At 65.9% G+C, this 21,919-nt stretch carries 20 protein-coding genes, 1 tRNA gene and 1 pseudogene; 4 read left to right on the plus strand and 18 right to left on the minus strand.

Going from position 1 to position 21,919, the window contains the following annotated elements:
• The coding region (locus WAQ08_RS05955) for a DNA gyrase subunit A (RefSeq protein ID WP_422189957.1) at positions 1–772 on the minus strand (772 nt) is incomplete at its 3' end.
• 283 nt (positions 773–1,055) lie between these two features.
• On the opposite strand from WAQ08_RS05955, the gene ompA reads away from it, so the two are divergent.
• Together ompA and WAQ08_RS05965 are read left to right on the plus strand one after the other, a co-directional pair.
• A complete protein-coding gene (ompA, locus tag WAQ08_RS05960) occupies positions 1,056–1,694 on the plus strand; it encodes an outer membrane protein OmpA (RefSeq protein WP_422189959.1) in 639 nt (212 codons plus the stop codon).
• A 227-nt stretch (positions 1,695–1,921) separates the two neighbouring features.
• Positions 1,922–2,827, plus strand: a complete 906-nt coding sequence (locus WAQ08_RS05965) for a hypothetical protein (protein WP_422189961.1) — start codon at positions 1,922–1,924, stop codon at positions 2,825–2,827.
• Here WAQ08_RS05965 and WAQ08_RS05970 read toward each other — a convergent pair.
• Both WAQ08_RS05970 and WAQ08_RS05975 read right to left on the minus strand, forming a co-directional pair.
• Positions 2,782–4,395 carry a GMC family oxidoreductase N-terminal domain-containing protein gene (locus WAQ08_RS05970; protein ID WP_422189963.1) on the minus strand — a complete coding sequence of 538 codons (1,614 nt, stop codon included), beginning with the start codon at positions 4,393–4,395 and terminating at the stop codon, positions 2,782–2,784. The two genes, WAQ08_RS05965 and WAQ08_RS05970, sit on opposite strands and share 46 nt — an antisense overlap.
• Positions 4,392–4,934 carry a hypothetical protein gene (locus WAQ08_RS05975; protein ID WP_422189965.1) on the minus strand — a complete coding sequence of 181 codons (543 nt, stop codon included), beginning with the start codon at positions 4,932–4,934 and terminating at the stop codon, positions 4,392–4,394. The genes WAQ08_RS05970 and WAQ08_RS05975 overlap by 4 nt, the downstream gene beginning before the upstream one ends.
• 241 nt (positions 4,935–5,175) lie before the next feature.
• Between WAQ08_RS05975 and WAQ08_RS05980 the strand changes: the two genes are divergently transcribed.
• Positions 5,176–6,879 carry a long-chain-fatty-acid--CoA ligase gene (locus WAQ08_RS05980; protein ID WP_422189967.1) on the plus strand — a complete coding sequence of 568 codons (1,704 nt, stop codon included), beginning with the start codon at positions 5,176–5,178 and terminating at the stop codon, positions 6,877–6,879.
• A gap of 220 nt (positions 6,880–7,099) precedes the next feature.
• On the opposite strand, the pseudogene WAQ08_RS05985 reads toward WAQ08_RS05980, so the two are convergent.
• From WAQ08_RS05985 to WAQ08_RS06050, 14 genes and pseudogenes are all read right to left on the minus strand, one after another.
• Positions 7,100–7,330: pseudogene (locus WAQ08_RS05985) on the minus strand (transposase); the annotation flags it as partial.
• 184 nt (positions 7,331–7,514) lie between these two features.
• On the minus strand, positions 7,515–7,682 hold the full coding sequence (locus WAQ08_RS05990) for a DUF6538 domain-containing protein (RefSeq protein WP_422189969.1): 168 nt from the start codon (positions 7,680–7,682) through the stop codon (positions 7,515–7,517).
• Between the two features lie 86 nt (positions 7,683–7,768).
• Positions 7,769–7,845: transfer RNA gene (locus WAQ08_RS05995), tRNA-Arg, on the minus strand.
• Between the two features lie 87 nt (positions 7,846–7,932).
• Positions 7,933–9,186, minus strand: coding sequence for a heme biosynthesis HemY N-terminal domain-containing protein (locus tag WAQ08_RS06000; RefSeq protein ID WP_422189971.1), 1,254 nt, complete (start codon positions 9,184–9,186; stop codon positions 7,933–7,935).
• A gap of 27 nt (positions 9,187–9,213) precedes the next feature.
• Complete coding sequence (locus WAQ08_RS06005; RefSeq protein ID WP_422189973.1) at positions 9,214–10,353, minus strand: uroporphyrinogen-III C-methyltransferase; 1,140 nt, start codon at positions 10,351–10,353, stop codon at positions 9,214–9,216.
• 48 nt (positions 10,354–10,401) lie between these two features.
• Entirely contained in the window at positions 10,402–11,202 is an 801-nt protein-coding gene (locus WAQ08_RS06010; protein WP_422189975.1) for a uroporphyrinogen-III synthase, read from the minus strand.
• The gene (hemC, locus tag WAQ08_RS06015) at positions 11,199–12,137 is read right to left on the minus strand and encodes a hydroxymethylbilane synthase (RefSeq protein WP_422189977.1); all 939 of its coding nucleotides are present in this window, start codon (positions 12,135–12,137) and stop codon (positions 11,199–11,201) included. The genes WAQ08_RS06010 and hemC overlap by 4 nt, the downstream gene beginning before the upstream one ends.
• Positions 12,138–12,182: 45 nt before the next feature.
• Positions 12,183–12,932 carry a flagellar brake protein gene (locus WAQ08_RS06020; RefSeq protein WP_422189979.1) on the minus strand — a complete coding sequence of 250 codons (750 nt, stop codon included), beginning with the start codon at positions 12,930–12,932 and terminating at the stop codon, positions 12,183–12,185.
• 33 nt (positions 12,933–12,965) lie between these two features.
• On the minus strand, positions 12,966–13,313 hold the full coding sequence (locus WAQ08_RS06025) for a flagellar protein FliT (protein WP_422189981.1): 348 nt from the start codon (positions 13,311–13,313) through the stop codon (positions 12,966–12,968).
• A complete protein-coding gene (gene fliS, locus WAQ08_RS06030) occupies positions 13,310–13,795 on the minus strand; it encodes a flagellar export chaperone FliS (protein WP_422189983.1) in 486 nt (161 codons plus the stop codon). The genes WAQ08_RS06025 and fliS overlap by 4 nt, the downstream gene beginning before the upstream one ends.
• A gap of 98 nt (positions 13,796–13,893) precedes the next feature.
• The gene (gene fliD / locus WAQ08_RS06035) at positions 13,894–15,363 is read right to left on the minus strand and encodes a flagellar filament capping protein FliD (protein ID WP_422189985.1); all 1,470 of its coding nucleotides are present in this window, start codon (positions 15,361–15,363) and stop codon (positions 13,894–13,896) included.
• Positions 15,364–15,492: 129 nt separating this feature from the next.
• Positions 15,493–16,461 carry a flagellin gene (locus tag WAQ08_RS06040; RefSeq protein ID WP_422189987.1) on the minus strand — a complete coding sequence of 323 codons (969 nt, stop codon included), beginning with the start codon at positions 16,459–16,461 and terminating at the stop codon, positions 15,493–15,495.
• A 289-nt stretch (positions 16,462–16,750) separates the two neighbouring features.
• On the minus strand, positions 16,751–17,752 hold the full coding sequence (locus WAQ08_RS06045; protein ID WP_422189989.1) for a flagellin: 1,002 nt from the start codon (positions 17,750–17,752) through the stop codon (positions 16,751–16,753).
• 324 nt (positions 17,753–18,076) lie between these two features.
• On the minus strand, positions 18,077–19,165 hold the full coding sequence (locus WAQ08_RS06050; RefSeq protein ID WP_422189991.1) for a glycosyltransferase: 1,089 nt from the start codon (positions 19,163–19,165) through the stop codon (positions 18,077–18,079).
• Between the two features lie 111 nt (positions 19,166–19,276).
• On the opposite strand from WAQ08_RS06050, the gene WAQ08_RS06055 reads away from it, so the two are divergent.
• Positions 19,277–20,773, plus strand: coding sequence for a glycosyltransferase (locus WAQ08_RS06055; protein WP_422189994.1), 1,497 nt, complete (start codon positions 19,277–19,279; stop codon positions 20,771–20,773).
• 4 nt (positions 20,774–20,777) lie between these two features.
• On the opposite strand, the gene WAQ08_RS06060 is transcribed toward WAQ08_RS06055, so the two are convergent.
• Positions 20,778–21,905 carry a deoxyguanosinetriphosphate triphosphohydrolase gene (locus tag WAQ08_RS06060; protein ID WP_422189996.1) on the minus strand — a complete coding sequence of 376 codons (1,128 nt, stop codon included), beginning with the start codon at positions 21,903–21,905 and terminating at the stop codon, positions 20,778–20,780.
• Positions 21,906–21,919: the final 14 nt, after the last annotated feature.

Genomic DNA, 21,919 nt, shown 5'->3' on the forward strand with positions numbered 1-21,919 from the left:
CCTGGCGGTCGCCCTTGCCGATGTCTTCGAAGTGCACGCGGGCGCGCATGACCACGCGGCCACGGCCGGTGCGGTAGCCCTCGCGCACACCGCTCAGGCCGTAGATGATGCCGGCGGTGGGGAAGTCGGGCGCCGGGATGATCTCCATGAGTTCATCGACCGAGCAATCCGGGTTCTTCAGCGCGTGCAGGCAGGCATCCACCACCTCGTTGAGGTTGTGCGGCGGGATGTTGGTGGCCATGCCCACCGCGATACCGGCCGAGCCGTTGACCAGCAGGTTGGGCAGGCGCGTCGGCAGCACGTGCGGCTCTTTGTGGCTGCCGTCGTAGTTGGGCCCGAAGTCGACCGTGTCCTTGTCGATGTCGGCCAGCAGCTCGTGCGCGATCTTGTCCAGGCGGATTTCGGTGTACCGCATGGCGGCGGCGTTGTCGCCGTCGATCGAGCCGAAGTTGCCCTGGCCATCGATCAGCATGTGGCGCAGGCTGAAGGGCTGCGCCATGCGGACGATGGTGTCGTAGATGGCCGAGTCACCGTGTGGGTGGTACTTACCCATCGTTTCACCCACGGCCTGCGCGCTCTTGCGGTACTTGGCGTTGTAGGTGTTGCCCATCTCGTTCATCGCGTAGAGCACGCGACGATGGACGGGCTTGAGGCCGTCACGGGCATCGGGCAGGGCCCGGCCGACGATCACGCTCATCGCGTAATCGAGGTACGAACGCCGCATCTCCTCTTCGAGGCTGATGGGCAGGGTTTCCTTGGCGAATTGCGTCATGCGTGATGGTGGGATGCGCTGGGCAACCCCCGATTGTAGATCGCGCGCGCAGGGCGCTTTCCACTCGCTTTTCCAGACAGCCGGGCCTGCGCCTTGTCGCAACACAGCAACAAGTGAGGGCTGTAAGGACCTGTCTGAGGGACTTGACTTGAGCCTTCGTCCGCGTATGGCAGAATGGGTTGTGCGTTATTCGCTAGGGTATACCCCCGTTGGTTGCCCCGGCCAAAAGGGACCCCAGGCAGTTCGGCTGCCGTCAAACGTCGACCAACGTAAGGATTCACACATGAAAAAACTGAACAACATTGCCGCCCTGTTCGCTGTTGCTGCCCTGACCGCTGGCGCGGCCCAAGCCCAGGCGATCGACAACTGGCGCGGCTCCGACGGCACCGTGTGGAAGAACGGCACCAATGAACTGTGCTGGCGCGATGCCTTCTGGACCCCGGCCACCGGCGTTCAAGGTTGCGATGGCGTGCCCGCCCCGGCCGCTGCTCCCGTCCCGGCTGCTGCCCCCGCTCCGGCACCTGCTGCTGCCCCCGCCCCCGTGGTGGTGCCGCCCGCTCCTGCCAGCGAAAAGGTGAGCTTCGCCGCTGACGCCTTCTTCGACTTCGACAAGGCTGTGCTCAAGCCCGAGGGCAAGGCCAAGCTGGACGACCTGGCCGACAAGGTCAAGGACCTGAACCTGGAAGTCATCATCGCTGTGGGTCACACTGACTCCGTCGGCTCCGAGGCCTACAACCAGAAGCTGTCGGTGCGCCGCTCCGAAGCCGTCAAGTCTTACCTGACCGGCAAGGGCATCGAAGCCAACCGCGTCTACACCGAAGGCAAGGGCGAACTGCAACCCGTGGCTGACAACAAGTCTGCTGACGGCCGCGCCAAGAACCGCCGCGTCGAAATCGAAGTGGTCGGCACCCGCGCCAAGTAAGCTGCCTTCGCTGTTCCCCGCAGGCCTGTTAGGGCCTGCCCGGAAAGCAAGCAACGAGAACCCCGCCCCGGCGGGGTTTTTTCATGCCTGGACGGCACTGAGCAGCCCCTGGGCGCCAGCTGTAACGGCACTTGTTGCTTTGTTTCTAGGGGGTTAGCATTGAACGCTTCCCCGATCCTGCGGGAGGATCGCGCTGTCTGCCATGCCTGTCAGACCTGCCGTTCACCATGCCCCAACCTCCATCCATTGAACCTGCCCAGGTGTCTTCCGTGCTGTCACGGCGTTCCACCGTGGCGCTGGTGTTCGCGATGGCGCTGGCGGGAGCGGCCGGGCTGGTGGCCTGGGGGCCGGTGAGCCTGGTGCCACACATGCACCAGTTCGCTGATCAGCGCTCGCTGTGGAGCATGCCGTATGCCGTCAATGTGTGGTCGCACCTGCCGCTGTTGCCCATCGGGGTGTGGGGCATGTGGCGGGTCAGCCGCCTGCCCGGTGATGAGCCCTTGCGCTGGGTGTGGGGCTGGTTCTTTTGCTGCCAGATGCTGGCTACGGTGGGGGGCATGGTCTACCACTGGAAGCCCAGTGACGTGTCCTTCATCTGGGATCAGGTGCCGCGCTCGGCGGCCTGCTCACTGTTCGCGGCGGCCTTCCTGGCCGAACGCATCGACCGGCGCTTTGGTCTGGGCCCGGCCATAGCCACCGCGCTGATCGCCACCTTGCTGGGAGGCATCTGGTGGCTCTACAGCCTGCACGTGTGGGGCGTGGGTGATCTGCGCCCTCTGATCTGGCTGGAGTTGAGCCCCATCGCGCTGGTGGCCACGGGCGCCTGGACGCTGCACGGCCACCTGCTCTCACGCCAGGACTGGATGCGATCACAACTGAGCTTCGTGGTGGCGCAGACGGTGGACTGGGCTGACCGGCCCTTCTTCGATTGGACGGGCCAAGTCATCAGCGGCCACTCCATGCGCCACCTGGCGCTGGCGACCTGCGTGGGCTGGGTGGCCTGGCGGCTGGGCTCGGGCAGTGCGCGGCGTGTGCCGCACAACCAGCCCTTGCCTGCGGGCGTGATCCTGGGTGAGTCGGTGGTGGCTCAGACCAGCGCCACATCCTTCCCGGACAGCCGCTTGGCCAGCTGAGTGGCCAGGCGGTTGGTGGTGCCATAGATCGACAGCTGCGGATTGGCGCCCACGCTGGTCGGGAAGACCGAGCCATCGTGCACCGACAGGTTGGACACATGCCAGTGCACGCCATCGGGCTGCAGCACGCCACGTTGCTCGTCGCCGGCCATGGCGCAGCCGCCCATCACGTGCGCGCTGCCGGCACCGGTCAGGAAGGGGCGCATGTCGAACGCGTTGATGGCCTTCTGGGCCTCGGCCCAACTGGTGTAGTACTTGCCCTGCTGGTGGTAGGGCAGCACCTTCTGTGCGCCAGCGGCGAACTGGATCTCAGCCATGCTCAGCAGCGAGCGGCGGAAGCCGTCGAGCACATAGGGCGTGAGCTGGTAGTGCAGCAGCGGTGAGCCGTCCACGTTCAGGAACACGCTGCCGCCTTCGGATTCCGGGTGGAAGCCGTCGCGCATCAGCGAGAGCAGCATCTGCGTGTGCGGGTAGTGCTTGAGCCGCTCGGCCAGGTCACCGGCGATGCCGCCCAGCAGCACGGCCACCAGGCCCGGGTGGATGGGCGCGGCTTCGATCTTGTAGCCGATGGGGCCGTCGACCGGGCCGGTGTGCAGGAAGTGATCGGAGTAGATGGACTGCGGGGCGCCCGTCCAGCCCTCGATCTTGTCGGCGTAGACGGCCGACGAGAAGGACACCGGGTGCAGGAAGGTGCGCTTGCCGATCAGGCCGTGCGGATCGGGCGTGTCGGAGCGCTTGAGCAGGGCGGGCGAGTTGATGGCGCCACCGGCCACCACATAGTGCTTGGCCGTGATGGTCAGAACCTTGTCCGACACCTTGTCGCCGTTCTGGCGGATGCCCACGCACTTGAGCTGCTGGACCTGGCCATCCTTGATGGTGAAGGACTCGGCGCGGGTCTGGTAGTACAGGCGCGCGCCAGCCGTGAGGGCCGCCGGGATGGTGGTGACCAGCATCGACTGCTTGGCATTGGTCGGGCAGCCCATGCCGCACGAGCCGATGTTCCAGCAGCCGCGCACATTGCGCGGGATCACGTGCGAGGGCAGGTTCAGCTTGGTCGAGCCCGTGCGCAGCAACTCGTTGTTCGGGTTGGGCGGCACTTCCCAGGGGGCCACGCCCAGGCGGGTCTCGGCCTGCTGGAACCAGGGGGCCATGGACTCGACGGTGTAGTCCTTCAGGCCGAAGCGGTCCTGCCAGTACTTGAGGGTGTCGGGCGGCGTGCGGAAGGAACTCGTCCAGTTGATGACGGTGGTGCCGCCCACGCAGCGGCCCTGCAGGATGGCGACGCTGTTGTCGACGTTGGCCCGCGCGGCGCTCTCTTGATAAAGCGTGGTGTAGGCCTCGGTTTCCTTCTGGTTGAAGTCGCTGCTGGTCTTGAGCGGGCCTTCTTCCAGCAGGATCACATCCAGGCCGGCGCGGGTGAGCACCTCGGCCGTGATGCCGGCGCCAGCGCCGGTGCCGACGATCACGACATCGCAGCTCAGCTTCTCGGGCAGGCCTTGTTCACCATTGAAGATCTTCCAGCCATGCTGCTGCATGCCGTCGCGAAAAACATCGGGCTGTTTGCTCATATCGCCATCGGGCCGGGGTAGCCCACATGAGACCAGTAGTCGGGGATCGTGAAGTAGGCCATGCACGTCAGGGCGCGCGCGGCCGCGTAGGAAATGTTGGGCACCAGGGAGTCGGATGACTGCAACTCGCGCAGGGCATGGATCACCTGCTCGTCGCTGGCGTCGGCCCAGGAGGTCCACATGCCGGAGAGCATCCAGCGCGTGGGTGCGTTGGCCAGCATGCCGGCCAGCAGGGCGATCTCGTTGCGCTTGGCCTGGGGCAGGCTATTGATCAGGGCCTCGAGGTTGCCCAGATAGCGCTCCAGCATGGCCTTGCGCTCAGGCGTTTCTGCCGCGGGCAGCATCGGCCCCAGCACGCCACGGGCCACGGCCTTGAAGACCTCGCGGCCGTGCGGCGTGAGCGCCGTGCCTTCAAACCCCTGGCGGAACCAGATGCCGCCGCCAACGGCAGCACCGACGGCCACCACGGCCAGGGTCGTTTTGAGAAACCAGCGTCGCTTTGGCGATGCCGGTGCGGGGGAAGCGGGAGCAGTACTCATGGGCGGGCTCAGGGGGCTGCATGTGAGGCGTGTGACGTTTTTTGGGGACTCCACGCCAGCCGGGGGATCTTAAATGGAAACGTTTGATTTCAGATTGCTCTAAAGTACGGGAAGACCCCAGGGCTCCCCGCGTCTGAATGGCGCCTTAGGTGTGTGGAACTGTTGCAGAATGGCTGTAATTGTTTTGCGGACGCCCCCTGGGCGCTTTTTTTCGTTTCCATAGAGATAGAGGATGACAAGCATGGCAAGCGCGAAGCCCTGGCTGGCCCACTACCAACCTGGTGTGCCCGCCGAGATCGACCCGAGCATCTACAACTCGCTGGCGGACCTTCTGGATGAATCATTCAAGAAGTTCGCGCGGCGTGATTCGGCGGCTTTCATGGGCGGCCGCTGGACGTTCGAGCAGTTCGACGAGGCCTCGAAGGTGATGGCCGCGTGGCTGCAGTCGAAGGGCCTGAAGCAGGGTGCCCGCGTGGCGTTGATGATGCCCAACGTGCCCCAGTACATGGTCGCGATCGCGGCCGTGCTGCGTGCCGGCTATGTGGTCGTCAACGTGAACCCGCTGTACACCCCGCGCGAGCTGGAGCACCAGCTCAAGGATTCGGGCGCCGAAGCCATCGTCATCCTGGAGAACTTCGTTGTCACGCTGCAGGAAGTGATCGACCGCACGCCGGTCAAGCACGTGGTGCTGGCCGCCATGGGCGACATGCTGCCGTGGTTCAAGGGCAAGCTGGTGAACTTCGTGGTGCGCCACGTCAAGAAGATGGTGCCCGAGTTCTCGCTGCCCAACGGCAACGGCCGCCAGGTGATCCGCTTCAACGACATGATGGCGCAGGGCGCGAACGCCAAGTTCACGCGCCCGACAATCAAGTCGAGCGACGTGGCCTTCCTGCAGTACACGGGCGGCACCACCGGCGTGTCCAAGGGCGCGACGCTGCTGCACAGCAACATCGTGGCCAACATCCTGCAGGTCGAAGCCTGGTTCAAGCCCGAACTGGACAAGAATGGCAACGAGCAGTTGGTGGGCGTATGCGCACTGCCGCTGTACCACATCTTCGCGCTGACGGCCTGCTACATGGTGGGCGCGCGCATGGGCACGCTCAACATCCTGATCGCCAACCCGCGTGACATCCCCGGCTTTATCAAGACGCTGCAGAGCTTCAAGGTGAACCAGTTCCCGGCCGTGAACACGTTGTACAACGGCTTGGTCAACCACCCGGATTTCAGCAAGCTGGACTTCTCCGGCCTGCGCGTGTGCAACGGCGGCGGCATGGCAGTTCAGCAGGCCACGGCTGACAAGTGGAAGCAGGTCACGGGTTGCCCGATCGTGGAAGGCTATGGTCTGTCGGAGACCTCGCCGGTGGCCACCATCAACCGCCTGGACAACACCGCGTTCAACGCGGCCATCGGCCTGCCGGTGCCTTCGACCGAGATCGCCATTCTGGACGATGCTGGCAATGAGCTGGCCATCGGCGAGGCGGGTGAGATCGCGGTGCGTGGCCCGCAGGTGATGGCCGGCTACTGGAACCGCCCGGACGAGACCGCCAAGGTCATGACGGCCGACGGCTACTTCCGCACCGGCGACGTGGGCGTGATGGACGCCACCGGCCTGTGCAAGATCGTGGACCGCAAGAAGGACATGATCCTGGTATCGGGCTTCAACGTGTACCCCAACGAGGTGGAGCAGGTGGTGAACATGCACCCCGGCGTGGTCGAGTGTGCTGCTGTGGGCGTGCCGGATGCGAAGTCGGGCGAGGCAGTGAAGCTGTACGTGGTCAAGAAGGACCCGACGCTGGCCGAGGAAGACCTGGCGCGCTTCTGCAAGGAGCAGCTGACAGGCTACAAATGCCCGAAGTACATCGAGTTCCGTGATGACCTGCCCAAGACGAACGTGGGCAAGATTCTGCGGCGCGAGCTGCGTGATGAGCAGAAGAAGGCGGCTTGATCGCTTGCTGGCTTCTTGCTGATGAAAGGCCGCTGTTTTTGCAGCGGCTTTTTTCTTTGGGTCTTTGCTTTGCGTGCAGAGGGGGCGCTTTGTCGGGGTAGCGCGGGCGCGGGATGCGGGGGCTGGCCGGGCTTCAGTGTTGGCAGTCACGCCTTCGGCGTGACTGCTCTTCGGTGCTCGTGGATGTGTCAGATTTTTTGTGTTCGGGGCGGGAAGCTGCTCACGCAGCGGATTTGATAAAGCGCTCTTCGTAGAGGAGCGCAAATTGGTTCATCGCGCTCTTCCAGTCATGCGAGGCATGCCCCCAATCGGCGGTGATGTTGCGCAGCGCCAGCCAGATCAGCTTGGTGGCCGCATCATCGTTGGGGAAGTGGCCCCGGGTGTTGATGATCTTGCGCAACTGGGCGTTGATGCTCTCGATGGCGTTGGTCGTGTAGATCACCTTGCGGATGTCGCAGCTCGATCATCTCGGCCAGCGGCTGGCGGAAGAAGTCGGCGCTGTCGGGCTGGGGCATCGGCAAAACTCCCAGAAATCAAATCGTGATGCAACCGATTCTCGGGGGATCACGCACCCAGCGGTACCGGCGCAAACCCAGTGTTCATGCGGGTTGGCGGGGTTTTGCAGGGCCGACCAGCTAGCGTCGCCAGTTGGCTAAAAGTGCTGATGCTATGACACGCGCGACACTTTTGTCGGAGGTGCGTGTGGACTGAACAAACTCACGGCGACCTGCTGTGCCACGCAATCGCGCCGGCACCGCCAATCGAGCCCACCAGACGCTCCCGCGCTGGAAGAAACCATCCATGTCTTTCGCACTTTGTAGCAGTGCGATGTAGCAGGACGCCCAAAAGGTTAAAGCCCTGAGTCCTTTCGGACTCAGGGCTTACCTGTTGGTGCGGCTGGCAGGATTCGAACCCACGACCCCTTGGTTCGTAGCCAAGTACTCTATCCAACTGAGCTACAGCCGCTGAGAAGTGAAACTATAGCATGGTTTCAATGCATTCGTCCAGCCACCCAATTTTTTATGAATTTTCTTCGGGGCCGTTGCCAGCAGATTAGCGTTCACCGGCCATGGCGGCTGAGCGCCAGTAGCGGGCGGCTTCTTCGGTGCGCTGTTCCTGCTCGGCCAGACGTGCCAGGGTGATCCAGGCCTGACGGCGACGCGGGCCATCCAGGCGCGTGTCATTGGCCGCCGACAGCAGCAGCGTACGGGCCTTGCCCCACAGTTGGCGCTCGGCCAGGGCCAGCCCCACGGCCAGGGCCAGTGATGGTGTACGCAGCGCGGTGGTCGAGACCTTGTCCAGGCGCGGCAGCCATTCGGCCTCCAGGCCTGCCACGCTGTGGCTCAAGGCGTTGGCCATTGCATCGCAGGCTTCGGGTGTGCAGCGCGCGATGTCGTCCCACAGCGGGGCCAGCCAGCGGCGGGCCTCTTCAGGCGCACCCAGTTCGGCCATGCGGATGGAGGCGCGGCTGGCCACCAGCGGATCGGCGCGGTCCTGGGTGTCGAGCTGGCTCCACTGCTGGCGCAGTTGGTCCGCATCGCGGCTGGTGGACAAGGCTTCAGAGGCCAGGGTGCGCAGCAGGCCCTGTGCGGCCACGGGCGTGAAGCCCTGGTGCTTGGCCAGCAGGCGTGCTGTGCGCAGCGCTTCCATGGGCTGGCGGGCCAGGCGCGCGGCGTTGAGCTTGAGGCGCAATGCCTGCACGCGACGGGCCACGCCCGGGGGCAGCTCGGCCAGGTCCTTGAGGGCGCGTGGCGCATCGTGGTCGTCGATGGCGCACTCGGCGGCCAGCAGGCGGGCGCCTTCTTCGGTGGCGCGGGGCTTGCGGGTCAGGCGGCCGATGTCCAGGGCGCGCTGCAGGTGCTCATCGCGGCGGCTGCGGTCTTGCAGGCGGTGCAGGCTGCCGGCCGACAGCAGGTGGGCCAGCGCGGTGAACTCGGCATCGGGCTGCAGATCGGGCGTGTCGGCCTGGATGACCACGGCGCGCTGCGCGGCCTTGTGCGCGCGAGTGAAGCGGCCAGCCAGGTACAGGGCCAGGGCTTCACGCAGGGCCGATTGCGCGGCGCGGTCACGCTGGGTGGTGCGCCACAGGCGGGCACGCTCGGGCAGGTCCAGCAGGCCATCGAGGCCGCGGATCAGTGAGTACACGGCCAAGCAGATCACCACCATGGCCAGCAGGAACAGGTTGAGCGACAGATCGGTGCGCCAACCCAGCCAGTAGATGGTGACGACACCATCGTTGTTGCCCAGGCCGGTGGCAGTGACCACGGCCACCACGGCCAGCACCAGCATCCAGACGATCGTGCGCATCAGGACAGCCTTTCCCGGGAGCCGCGCTCAGCGGCCTCCGGACAGTGTGGCCAGCGCCGCGAGCGTGTCGTCGGGGCGGGGCAGTTGGGTCTGCGGGCTTTGCGCGGCGATGTCGGCCAGCAGGCTCTGCAGGCCCTGGGTGCGGCGCGATTGCACATCGAAGTAGCGCTTGATGGCTTGCTGGGCCGACTGGATGTCGGCGTTGGCCGTGGCCGTCTGGCGGCTGAGCAGGCCCAGGCGCGCATTGAGCAGGCGCAACTTGAGGTTCTCGCGCAGGAAGAAGGCCTGCTCCGGGGCGATGAGCATGCCCTCGGGCTGGGTGATGCGGGTCAGGCGCACCAGCGAGCGGGCTTCCTGCCACACGGTCTGGCCGGCCTTCTGGCTCCAGTCCAGCACGCGGTCGGACCATACGGGGTCGGCATCAGGCGACGACGCTGCCTGGCTGGCTGCGTGGGCGGCTTTGGCGGCCTTGCGTGCGTTCGCACGGGCGGGCGCCGACGCTGCGGCTGCCGCATCTGCCCTGTCGGATTGCTTGCCGGGCTCGCTCAGCAAGGGCAGGGCATCGACCATGCGCACGGCTTCATCCATGCGTACCGCCAGGATGGACAGGTCGGCCACGCGTGTGGACTTGAGGCGGTCCAGATCCTTGGCAATGGCGCGGCGCACGGGCTCCAACCTGGGCTGCTGGGCGCGCAGCAGGCGTTCATCAGCGTTCTGCAGGGCGGACACCAGGGGCTCGGCGCTGCCGGTGAGCGTGGCTTGGCGTACGGCCACGCGCAGGTTGGCCTCGACATCGACCAGCAAGGTCTCGTCGCGCGAACGGCTCATGGTCTTGACCAGGTCGTCGAGCTGGCCGCGCTGCAGTGTGACTTCGGCCAGGCGGGTTTCGAGCAGGGCCGACTTGGCCACGGCGTCGCGGGCGTTGTCCAGGGCCTGCTTGGCCAGCAGGCGGGCCTCCTTGGCCTCGTCCTGGCTCTGCTCCTGGCGCTTGACCAGTTCGGATTCGAGTTGTTGCAGGCGCTGCTGTGCGCTCCAGCCCAGCCAGGCGCCGCCTGCGGCCAGCAAGGCCACGGCGGCCACGATCCAGCGGGTCGCGGAGGAGCGCGCCGGCGGTGGTGCGGCGGGAGGCACAGCGGTGGTGGCAGGTACGGTCAGGGTATCGGTCACGAATCGATTGTATCGACCGGGGGCGCCCTGTGCCGGCAGGGGGGCGCTTCAGGCGGTCTCGGCGGCCCAGGTTCGTCGTGCTTGCGCCACTGCCTCAAGGGTAGGGCGGGTGTCGCGCACATGGGTGAAACCGGCCAGCTTGGCATTCTCGGCCACGCGCGGATGGGTGGCCAGGGCACGGGCGCCGGGGGGCAAGCCGCCTTGATCGGCCCAGGCCTGCCGCAGGTGGTCGATGGCTTCGGAGCTGCTGAGCAGCCAGACATGGCGCTCGGGTTGAGCGTGGGCCTGTGTGGCCAGTTGTTGCTGCGCGGTGCTCCAGCGGGCGGCCTGCCGCTGGTAGACCAGCGTGGCCGATACCTGGGCGCCTTGGGCCTGCAATTGCTGGGTGAGCCATTGGCGGCCCCGGGCCTCGCCCTGGTCGCCGCCGCTGGCGATCAGCACATGCTCATGCTGCCAGGGCAGGGGGGCCAGCAGGGGCCACAGGTGCTCGGAATCGAACTGATCGCTGTCCGGCGCGGGGCTGATGATCTGCGCGTCTTGCAGGCCGGCGTTGTGCAGGCACTGCCGCACGGTGTCGGCGGTGCCGGTGCCAGGCGCGGCGGCCAGCGTGGTGGCGGGCCAGGTGATGCCGGCAGGGCGCTGGCGGGCAAACCACAGCGCCGCATTGGGGCTGACGAACATCACCAGCCGGGTATGGGGCAGTTGGGCCCAGGCCGCGTGCACGGCCGTCGCATCGGGCGGCGGGCCGATCTCGATCAGGGGCAGGGCATCGGCGGGTTCACCGGCGGCCCGCAGTTGCTCAGCCCACTGAGAGGCCTGCGGCTCGGGCCGGGTGACCAGGATCTTCATGCCGGCATGCTGTCCAGCCAATCGCGTGCACCGGCCTCGATCAGCCGGTCGGTGGCCAGCAGGCCCAGCGCTTCGGCGCCTTCGGCCGTGGTGGGTTGGCCTTGCGTTTCAGCGCGCAGCAGGCCGGGACGCTCGGGGTGGCCCAGCAGCACATCCACGGTGAGGGTGTCGCCCGACCAGGTACCGTGCGCCGCCAGGGGCATGGAGCAACTGCCGCCCAGCGTGCGCGAGACGGCCCGCTCGGCCAGCGTGGCCCACAGCGTGGGCGCGTGGTTCAGCGCTTGCAGGGCCTGGTGCAGCTCGGTTTGGTCGGCGCGGATCTCCAGGCCCAGGGCGCCTTGCCCGGCGGCGGGCAGAATCTGCGTGGGTTCGATGACCTGGCGGATGCGGTCGGCCAGGCCCAGGCGCTTGAGGCCGGCGGCCGCCAGCACGATGGCGTCGTACTGGCCGTCGTCGAGCTTGCGCAGGCGGGTGTCGAGGTTGCCGCGCAGCGGCTCTATCCGCAGGTCGGGGCGCAGGGCGCGCAGTTGCACCAGGCGGCGCAGGCTGGAGGTGCCGACCACGGCCCCCTGCGGCAGGGCATCGAGCGTGGCGTGGTGGTTGGAGACCAGCGCATCGCGCGGGTCTTCGCGTTCCATCACGGCGGCCAGTACGAAGCCTTCGGGCAGTTCCATGGGCACATCCTTGAGCGAATGCACGGCCAGGTGGGCGCGGCCCTCTTCGAGCGCTACTTCGAGTTCCTTGACGAACAGGCCCTTGCCGCCGACCTTGGAGAGCGCGCGGTCCAGGATCTGGTCACCGCGGGTGGTCATGCCCAGCAGGTCGACCGAACGGCCGCTCAGCGGGCCCAGCAGGGCGCGCACGTGTTCGGCCTGCCACAGGGCGAGGCGGCTTTCGCGAGTGGCGATGATCCAGGAGGGGGCAGAGGCTTGCATGCGCTGAATGCTACCAGCGCCACCGACCCGGGCGGTCGGCGTGGATCAACCCACGGCCATCGCGTTGCGGCGCTTCTGGGTCTGGTTGATGTAGTTCTGCAGGGCCCGCTCCTCACTGCCGTGCAGGCCTTCGATCTCGCAGCCCAGGCGGGCGCCTTGCGATTCGTTGAGCACGGTCACGTGGTGGATGGACAGGCCGACATCGAGCTGCGTGTCGGCATCGAGCTCGAGCATGCAGCGCCGGATGTGTGTGCCGGCGCCTATGCTGGGGACGTCCTTGGGCACGGCCAGGGCCACGCCGCCGAGGCTCACGTCCAGGATGCGCAGCGACAGCTGCATGTCGGGCATGGCCGGATGGCGGAAGTGCGCGGTGGGCGTGTGGCTCAGCAGCGGCTTGACGCGAAAGCTCGAGCGCCGCTGGAAGCGGTACAGCTCACGCGGGAAATTGGCGTTCAGGGCGGTGTCACCGCCGCGTACCTGCACGGCGCCTTCCAGGTCGAACTGCACCTTGATGCTGTCCAGGTAGGCCACCGCCACGATCTCGTCGGATTCCAGCAGTTGCTGAAGGCGCGGATCGCCCGACTCGGCGCTGAAGCAGATGACGCCGCGGGACGTGTCCACGGCCCACAGCAGGGTGGTGTAGCTGGCGCCGCCCGGGCTGCTGAGGGTGACCATGGTGTGGGTCTCCAGCAACTGGCGCAGGATGGCCTGGATCTCCACGGCTGACACGATGCGGAAGTCGTCCAGGCTGTCATCCTCTCGCATCAGGCCCAGGGGGGCGGGTCGGGTTTCCATAGCGGGGACTGCGGCGTCAGCGTGGCTGGCGGTTCAGTGCAGACGTTCGCCGTCGGGGTGGCCGGTCATGCGGCTGAGCTCGTTGATCCAGGGCTCGGCCAGGTTGCGGATCTCTGCGTCGTTGCGCAGGATGCGCTGCATGATGCGGCCCTTGAGCGCGATCTCTTCGGCGGGCAGCGGGCTCACGCTGGCGGCGTGCTTGAGCTGGGCGATCAACACGGCGCAGGCGCCTTCAAGGCGGACCACGGTGTCCCAGTCGCCGGTGCGGGCGGCTTCCAGCATGTCCTGGCTGGCCTGCTCGATGGCTTCGTAGTAGCCCAGCAGGCTGTGGGTGCGCAGGTCGTCTTCCGCGCTGGCGGTGATGAGTTCGGGGGCGTTCATGCCACCACCTCCTTGTTGATCGGGGTCGTGTTGGCCTCGGAGGCGATGCCCTGCCAGGCGTCGCGGATCGGCGTCATCAGCTGCACGCACTCGTCGATGGCAGCCGTGTCGTTCTTCAGGTTCGCTTGCGTCAGGCGCAGCGAGATGTAGCCGTACAGCATGTTCAGGTTCTGCGCGACCTCGCCACCCATGGCGGTGTCCAGGCTGCACTTGAGGCCTTCTTCCACGATGCGGATGGCGCGGCTCAGGGCGCGTCCCTTGAGCTCGATGTTGCAGGCCGCCAGGGCGCCCTTGGCTTCGGTCAGGGCGTCGAAGTAACCGTTGATCAGGAGCCTGACCAGTTCATGGGGCGAGGCGCCCGAGACGCTGGTCTCGACGCCGACCTGGCGGTACACGCCGGAGAGTGAGCGCGAACCGGCAGAGGGAATGGGGCGGGAGAAGGGGCTGGCTGGTGCGTACATCTCGGATCTCGGCTTGGGCATGTTGGATATACCTGTTATCGGCCGTGGATGCAGGGGCTTGACCCATGGAGAGCGGAAAAAAGCCGCCCTGATTCAGCCAGTTGTGTCAACCCGTGTCTTCAGCTGTTGGTGAGCACGCTCAACTGCTGCGCGACGTAGGCCGACAGGCTGTTGAGCTTGGTCATGTTGTTGTCCAGCGCGGTGTACTGCGCGCGCAGGCGGGCTTCGACCAGCGTCAGGCGGTTGTCGATGTCGTCGATCTTCTTCTCGTTGCGCTTGATGGTGCTCTTGATGCCATCCTGGCGCGCGGCGATGCTGCCGTCGCTGCCCGCGATCTGGTTGGCCATCTTGTAGAAGCGCTGGCCCATGCCGGCGGCATTGGGGTCGGCGTCATTGGAGGTCGAGAAGAACTTGCGCACTTCGTCCAGGTTGTCCTTCAGCGCCTTGTCGAGCTTGGTGCCGTTGGTGGTGAAGGTGCCTTCCTTGCCCATCTGCAGGCCGATGTCCGACAGGCGGCTGTACATGGTGGACGCGGTGGTGCCGGTGCCGGCCATGGAACGCAGCTGGTTGAGCAGGCCCACGGCGGTGGAGTCGCCCTGCAGCGGGCCACCCGTCTTGCTCTCGGCGTCGTACATGGTCTGCGTGCGGATCAAGCCGATGGCGTCGTTGTAGGCCTTGGCGAAGGCATCGATGCCGGTACGGATGGCGGTCAGGTCCTGGTCGACGGTCAGCTCGATCGGCTTGCTCTCGGTGGCGGTGTCCGTCACCTTCTTGAGCGTGATGGTCAGGCCGTCGACCACGTCCTTGAGCGTGTTGGTGTTGGAGTTGACCTCGATGCCGTTGATGGTGGCCTTGGCATTGGCCGCCTTCTGCGACCGGTTCATGCTGGTGATGTCGGCCGACGGGTCGTAGGCCAGGGCGGACAGGCCGGTGCCGTCGCCATTGCCACCGTCGGCATCGGCCACGCTGATGCGAAAACCGTTTTCCTCACCCGAGCTCGAACCGCGCACGACCAGGCGTGCGCCGGAGGCGTCGGTGATCAGGGAGGCGGTCACGCCGGCGTTGGCGGCGTTGATCTTGTCGCGGATCTTCTCCAGCGTGTTGTCGCCAGGGCCGATCGAGATGTTGACGGCGCTGGCGGCGGCCTTGGCCGCGAAGGTGGCGGCGGGCGGTGCGGAGGGGTTGTCCGTGAAGGTGCCCAGTTCGATCGTGAGGGTGCCTTCACCCACGACGTCGGTCTTGGCGCTGTAGGCCTTGCTGGCGATGTACTGCGATTGGGCTAGCGATTGCACGGCCACGCTGTAGTTACCGGCGGTGGAACTGGTGCTGGAGGTGACGGACACGGCGGTGTCGTCGGCCGACTTGGCGGTCGTGGCCTTCCAGAAGTCGTCCTTGTTCAGGGCGTTGGCGGTGTCCCGTACGGAGGCGAAGGCGCTCTGGATCCGGCCCCAGGTGGACAGGTTCGTGCTGAGCGTGCTGTTTTCGGTCTGGACCTTGGTCTTCGGGGCACTCTCGACCGTGAGCAACTGCTTGATGATGGCTTCACCATCGATACCGGAGGCAGAGCCCAATGAACTAATAGCGGCCATGATGGAGTCCCTTCACAAATGCGCAACGGTCCAGGGGGTGTATTTACCCACCTGGACAATCTGTGAATCGGCGCATCGTCGTCAAACTTTAGCCAAATGATTCGTAAGGAAGTGCGTCTGATCCACTGATCAACGTTGGAGCAAACTGAGTACCTGCTGCGGCAACTGGTTGGCCTGGGCCACCATCGCCGTGCCGGCCTGCTGCAGGATCTGGGAACGCGACAGGTTGGCCGTTTCAGACGCGAAGTCGGCGTCCATGATCCGGCCGCGGGCGGCGGCCTGGTTCTCGACGTTGGTCTGCAGGTTCGAGATCACGGCTTCGAAGCGGTTCTGGGCGGCGCCGAAGGTGGCGCGCGTGTCGTTCACCCGGTTCAGGGCTTCGTCGATCACGTTGATGGCCGCGTCGATGTCGGTGCCGTCGATCGCGGTCACGCCGTCTTCCCGGAAACCGCCGATGGCGATGCCGTTGGCGCCGTTGGTCTGGTCGGCGAAGTTCAGGATCACGGTCTGCATCACGACGCTGTCGGCCAGCGCGGCACGCACGGTCGGGTCGGTGTCGGCGACGCTGGCCTTGTTGGCATCAGCCGCGCCGGTGCCGAACAGATCCACTTCCGTGATGGTGATCCGATCGTCGGTGGTGGTGCCGGCGCCCACCTGGAAGTCCAGGTCGCTGCCAGTGCCATTGAACAGTTTCTGGCCGTTGAAGGAGGTGCCATTGATCGTGCGGCTGATTTCAGACTGCACGGCCAGGAATTCCTTCTGCAGGTTGGCTCGGTCGCCTTCGCTGTTCGTGGCGTTGCGGGACTGAACCGCCAACTCACGCATGCGCTGCAGGTTGTCGCCGATCTTGCCCAGAGCACCTTCCGCCGTCTGCGACAGCGAGATCGCATCATTGGCGTTGCGGATGGCGACATTCATGCCGCGTACCTGGGAGTTCATCCGCTCGGCAATGGCCAGGCCGGCGGCGTCGTCTTTGGCGGAGTTCACCCGCAACCCGGAGGACAGGCGCTGCATGGACACCGCCAGCGACCCCTGCGAGGTGTTGAGATTTCTCTGCGCGTTCAACGACACGATGTTGGTGTTGATCGTCTGGGGCATGTTGCACTCCTAACCAAAAGAATCCAAGGATCTCGGCCCGTAAGCCGGCCTGCTGTGATTGCAGGCTAAGGATCCATTTCCAATCCTTTGACCTGTTGGACGGATTGTGGAAAGAACTTGAGTGCGTCAAACCCCGGATGTGCGCCACCGAAAGCGCCCAATTCAAAAGAACAAAGCCGCCCCCGGCCCGAAGGCTGGAGGCGGCTTGAAGACTCGGTTTTCGAAAGGGCGGGAACCTTCGCAATGCGGGATTCCCGGGGCGCGGCCCTTGCGGGGCCGCTGGGGTCGATCAGCGCAGCAGCGACAGCACTTGCTGGGGCAGCTGGTTGGCCTGGGCCACCATCGCGGTACCAGCCTGTTGCAGGATCTGCGAGCGGGACAGGTTGGCCGTTTCGGTGGCGAAGTCGGCGTCCATGATCCGGCCGCGGGCTGCGGACTGGTTCTCGATGCCGGTGTTCAGGTTGGCGATCACGGCTTCGAAGCGGTTCTGGGCGGCACCGAAGGAGGCGCGCTTGTCGTTGACGATGTCCAGGGCCTTGTCGATCACGTCGATGGCGGCGTCGATGCTGTCGCCGACGGCGGTCACATCCGTACCAGCGGAGTCGGTAGCGGCGATACCGACACCAGCAGCGGCAGTCCATTCGCCAGCCGTGGCACCCGTGCCCGAAGTGATCGTGGCCAGGATGTTGGTGGCGGCCGTGGTGCGGGCAGCGTCGTCAGCGGCGGTGTCGTAGGTGTCGGTCAGGGTCTTGGCCGTGGCCTTGTCGGTGGCGGCGGCGGCGGTACCACCGGTCAGCTCGGCGCCAGCCACGGTGATGCGGTCATCGGCGGAGGTGCCGGCGCCCACTTGGAACTCCAGGTCGCCACCGGCGCTGGTGAACAGGGCCTTGCCGTTGAACTTGGTGCTGGTCAGCGTGCGGTCGATTTCCTTCTGCAGCTCGACGAATTCCTTCTGCAGGTTGGCACGGTCGCCGGTGCTGTTGGTGGCGTTGCGGGACTGGACAGCCAGTTCACGCATACGTTGCAGGTTGTCACCCATCTTGCCCAGGGCGCCTTCGGCCGTCTGAGCCAGCGAGATGCCGTCGTTGGCGTTACGCACAGCGACGTTCATGCCGCGCATCTGGGCGCTCATGCGTTCGGCGATGGCCAGACCGGCGGCATCGTCCTTGGCAGAGTTCACACGCAGACCCGACGACAGACGCTGCATCGAGGTGGACAGGGTGCTCTGCGACGAGTTCAGATTGCGCTGAGCGTTCAGGGAAATGATGTTGGTGTTGACAGACTGCGACATGGTGCGCTCCTAATGGTCAAAATTAACTACCCGGCGAATAGCGCCGGCGAACACGTTGAAGTGGTTGCCCACTGCGGCGTTTGCCTGCCCGACGCTAGTCAACCGTGTTTGCCCAGGAGGGTTGTCCCACTTGAACAAGCTGGCCGGCTAACCGGACCCCGGCACCTTTGTCAAGTGCCGTTGCTCAGGTTATCGACCAAGCTGTGGGTCACTTGAGTGACTTTTTTGGCTTGACAGCGGGTTTCTGAAGTTTTCTGAAATCCGCTGACACCTGAGTGCAGTCCCAGTTATCGACGCCACCTGCAGCGACTTGAGGCCCCTGGATCAGTGTGATGAACCGGGTGTGTGAGCAGGTGTGACGACAGGGGGCTGTGTCGAGCGCGACCTGTAGGCATCGGCCTTCTCAGCCTGTCCCAGGCTGTCATAGAAGACCACGAGGTTGTGGGCCGCCAGGTGGCTGCCACGGCCATCCACGGCGCCTTCGAGATCAGGCGTGTCGCCCAGCTCAAGGCAACGCAGCCAGCATGATTCGATCAGCGGCAGCAGGGCTTCGGCCTCTGCTGGCTTGGCCAGGGCCTGGCTCAGCAGCACATCGCCCACGGTGAAGAAGAAGTCGGCTGAATGCGTCCAGTGGGGCAGCTCCGCCTCGGCCAGGGCCACGGCTTCATCGAGATGATCAGTCTGCTTGAGCACGAACAGCCAGCGGATCAGCAGGTCGTGGCGCCAGCCAGCATCCATGGGGCAATGCGGCCAGGCCTGGGCGTAGGCTTGGCAGGCCTCGTCGAAGCGGTCGTGCACCTCGTGGTCCTTGCCCCATTGGTAGCGCAGGTAGGCGTCGTCGGGCTGGGCCTGCAGCGCGGCCTGCAGCAGGCGGGCGTTGCGATCACCCTTGTCCTGCAGAGCCTGGGGGGCATAGCCGTCATGGCCGATCACCACGGGCAGGCGGTGCACAGGCAGCTTGTGGCGGGGCTGTTCGTGGATCAGGCCGGTGTAGTGCACACCGTGGGGCAGCACGCGTGAGATCCAGCTGGTGGCGTGTTGTGGTGCGTCGCTTGCTGAAAGATCGCTACCGAATTCGCTGCACACGGCCAGCGCCCCTACATGATCGGGCTGGCGTTCGCGCAGATCTGCCAGGGCCTGCCCGCCGGACTGCACCCATTCGTCCGCGTCCAGCACGATGTGCCAGTCGGCGTGGCTGTGAGCCAGGGCTGCATTGCGCGCGGCAGAGAAGTCATCGCACCAGGTGAAGTGGTGCACTTGCGCGCCCAGGCTGCGCGCGATCGCCACGGTGTCGTCGGTCGAGCCGGTGTCCAGCACGATCATCTCGTCCACCCAGGGCCTGGCGCTGGCCAGGCAGCGTCCGATGCGCCGCGCCTCGTTGCGCGCGATCATGACCAGGGCGGTGCGGTACATGCGGTGTATGCGGTACTGGCGGTGAAGTGCGGGCTCTGGGCGGGGCTTATCGGCATTTGCGTGCCGGGCTTCCCGCATTATGGTGGGCGGACTTTCCTGGAGTGATCCGAAATGGTGGACAAATCACTGGCTGTCCGAGGGCTGGTCTTCGTGTGCGCGCGCAATGCCGAGCCCTATGTCGCGCGCTGCCTGCAGAGCCTGGCCGCGCAGCGCAGCACGCAGTTCGACGTGCTCTTCATCGACGATGCCTCGACGGACCGCACAGCCAGCGTGGCGCGTGAACTGCTGCAGACGCACTTCCCGGATCGCCACACCCTGGTCGCCAGTGCCGAGCGCAAGGGCAAGGCCCGTCATGCCTTCGAGCAACTGCCAGGCCGCATGCAGGCCGATTTCATCGCCGTGCTCGATGGTGACGACGAACTGGTGGACCCGGACATCCTGGGCGAGCTGGCCCGCGCCTATGGCGATGGCTTCGATGTGGTCTGGACCAACTTCGTGACGGACACGGGGCTGGACGGCGGCAATGGCCCGCTGGACCCCTTCGATTCGCCGCGCGCGCAGGGCTGGCAGAGCAGCCACTTCTTCAGTTGTCGGCAAAGCCTGCTGGCGCGTGTGCCGGCCACCTATTACCAAGACGATCAAGGCCAGTGGTTCGATTGCGCCTGTGATTTCGCTATCGCCTACCCGGTGCTGGACCAGACGCGGCGCTACCTCTACCTGCCGCGCACCAGCTACCGCTACACCACGCTCAACCCCCAATCGCACCATCTGCAAGGCGCAGAGCCCTCGGGCGGCTTGAGTTCGCCACGCCAGCGTGCGGCGGCGGCCACGGTGCTGGCCAAGCCGCCCTTGCCGTGCTGGCGCCCTGCCCATGAGCACCAGCCGGCGATGAACCACGGCCTGGCCGTGAAGCTGCAGCAGGTGCATGTGGACGTGGCGCAGTGCTTCGCACGTGTCGAGTCGCTGGAAAAGCAATTGCACGAGGCACCCTTCGTGCAACTGGCCATGGAGCGGCTGGTGCGCCAGGAGGGCATCCTGCTGGGATGGCTGCGTGAGGCGGGGGCCTGGGCCCTGGATGTGGGCTTGCTGGACCACCTGGCCGACACCTTGAACGCCTACCAGCAACCCCGCGTGCTGGAGTTCGGCTCGGGCAGGGGCTCCAAGATGCTGGCGCGCCTGGTGGGCAACCGCGGTGGCCGGCTGGTTTGCGTCGAGCACGATCCGGCCTGGGCCGCACGCACGCAGGGCGAGTTCGACAGGCATGGCCTGAGCACGAATGCGCAGGTGGTCGCCAGGCCGCTGGTCGAGACCGAGTTCATGGGCCAGCCCGGCCTGTTCTACGACATGTCCTTCCTGACGGAGGCCGATGTGTTCGACGTGGTCATCGTCGATGGCCCGCCCGCGCGCACCTGCCACTTGGCCCGCCTGCCGGCCTTGCCGGCCGTGGCGGCGCACCTGTCGCCTACGGGCTTCCATGTCTACATGGATGACCACGAGCGCGATGAAGAGCAGGAGATCGTGCGCCGCTGGCTGGCAGCCGCGCCCGAGCTTCAGGCCCAGGCCCTGAGCTTTGGCAAGGGTGTCTGCGAGATCACGCCGAGGGCGTGAGCCCTCAGAACAGACGTTGCCCGGTCAGCCGTTCGTGCTCACGCAGCGCGAAGCGGTCGGTCATGCCGGCGATGTAGTCGGCCACGGCCTTGTGCAGGTCCTCGCGCTCGGCGAAGCCGGCCTGCATCTCGCGCGGCTGCGCCACATAGGCCGCGAACAGCTGGCTGATCACCTGCTTGGCACGCACCGTGGTTTCGTTGACCTGAGGATGCCGGTACAGCTCGCGGAACAGGAAGCGTTTGAGCTGGGTGCTGGCTTCGCGCATGCCAGGGCTGAAGCGCACCAGCGGTGGGCAGCGCCGGGCCTGGTCGGCATTGACGGGCATGTGCTCGGCGATGGCGGCGCGTGTGGCGTCGATCACGTCGTACACCTGCTGCGACAGCATCCGGCGGATCGTGTCGAACAGCAGACGCCGGCCGCGCACCTCGGGGTACTCGCGCAGGGTCTCGTCCCGGAAATGCACGAAAAGGGGCACCGCCTCGAACTGCTCCAGCGTGACCAGGCCCGATCGCACGCCATCGTCGATGTCATGCGCGTTGTAGGCGATCTCGTCGGCCAGATTGCACAGTTGGGCTTCCAGGCTGGGCTGCGTGCCTTCGATGAAGCGCCGGCCCACGCCGCCGGGCTCCTGCGCCTCCAGCAGCTCGGCGTTGCGGCGCGAGCAGTGCTTGAGCACGCCTTCGCGGGTTTCGAAGGTCAGGTTCAGGCCGTCGTAGGCGGGGTAGCGCTCTTCCAGGGCGTCGATCACGCGCAGCGACTGCAGGTTGTGCTCGAAGCCGCCGTGCCCGGCCATGCATTCGTTGAGCGTGTCCTGGCCCGCGTGGCCGAAAGGCGTGTGGCCCAGGTCATGCGCCAGCGCGATGGCCTCGACCAGGTCTTCGTTCAGGCCCAGCGAGCGCGCGATGGAGCGGCCCAACTGCGCCACCTCCAGCGAGTGCGTGAGGCGTGTGCGGAAGAGGTCACCCTCATGATTCAAGAAAACTTGGGTTTTGTACACAAGCCGGCGGAAGGCCGTGCTGTGCACGATGCGATCTCGATCACGCTGGAAATCGCTGCGCGTGGGCGCGGCCGGCTCAGGGTGGCGGCGGCCCCGCGTCCTGTCCGGATGACTGGCGTAGGGGGCGAGCCACATGGCGCTTGTCTGCC

It is taken from the genome of Aquabacterium sp. (assembly GCF_049274795.1).
Classification (GTDB): domain Bacteria; phylum Pseudomonadota; class Gammaproteobacteria; order Burkholderiales; family Burkholderiaceae_C; genus Aquabacterium.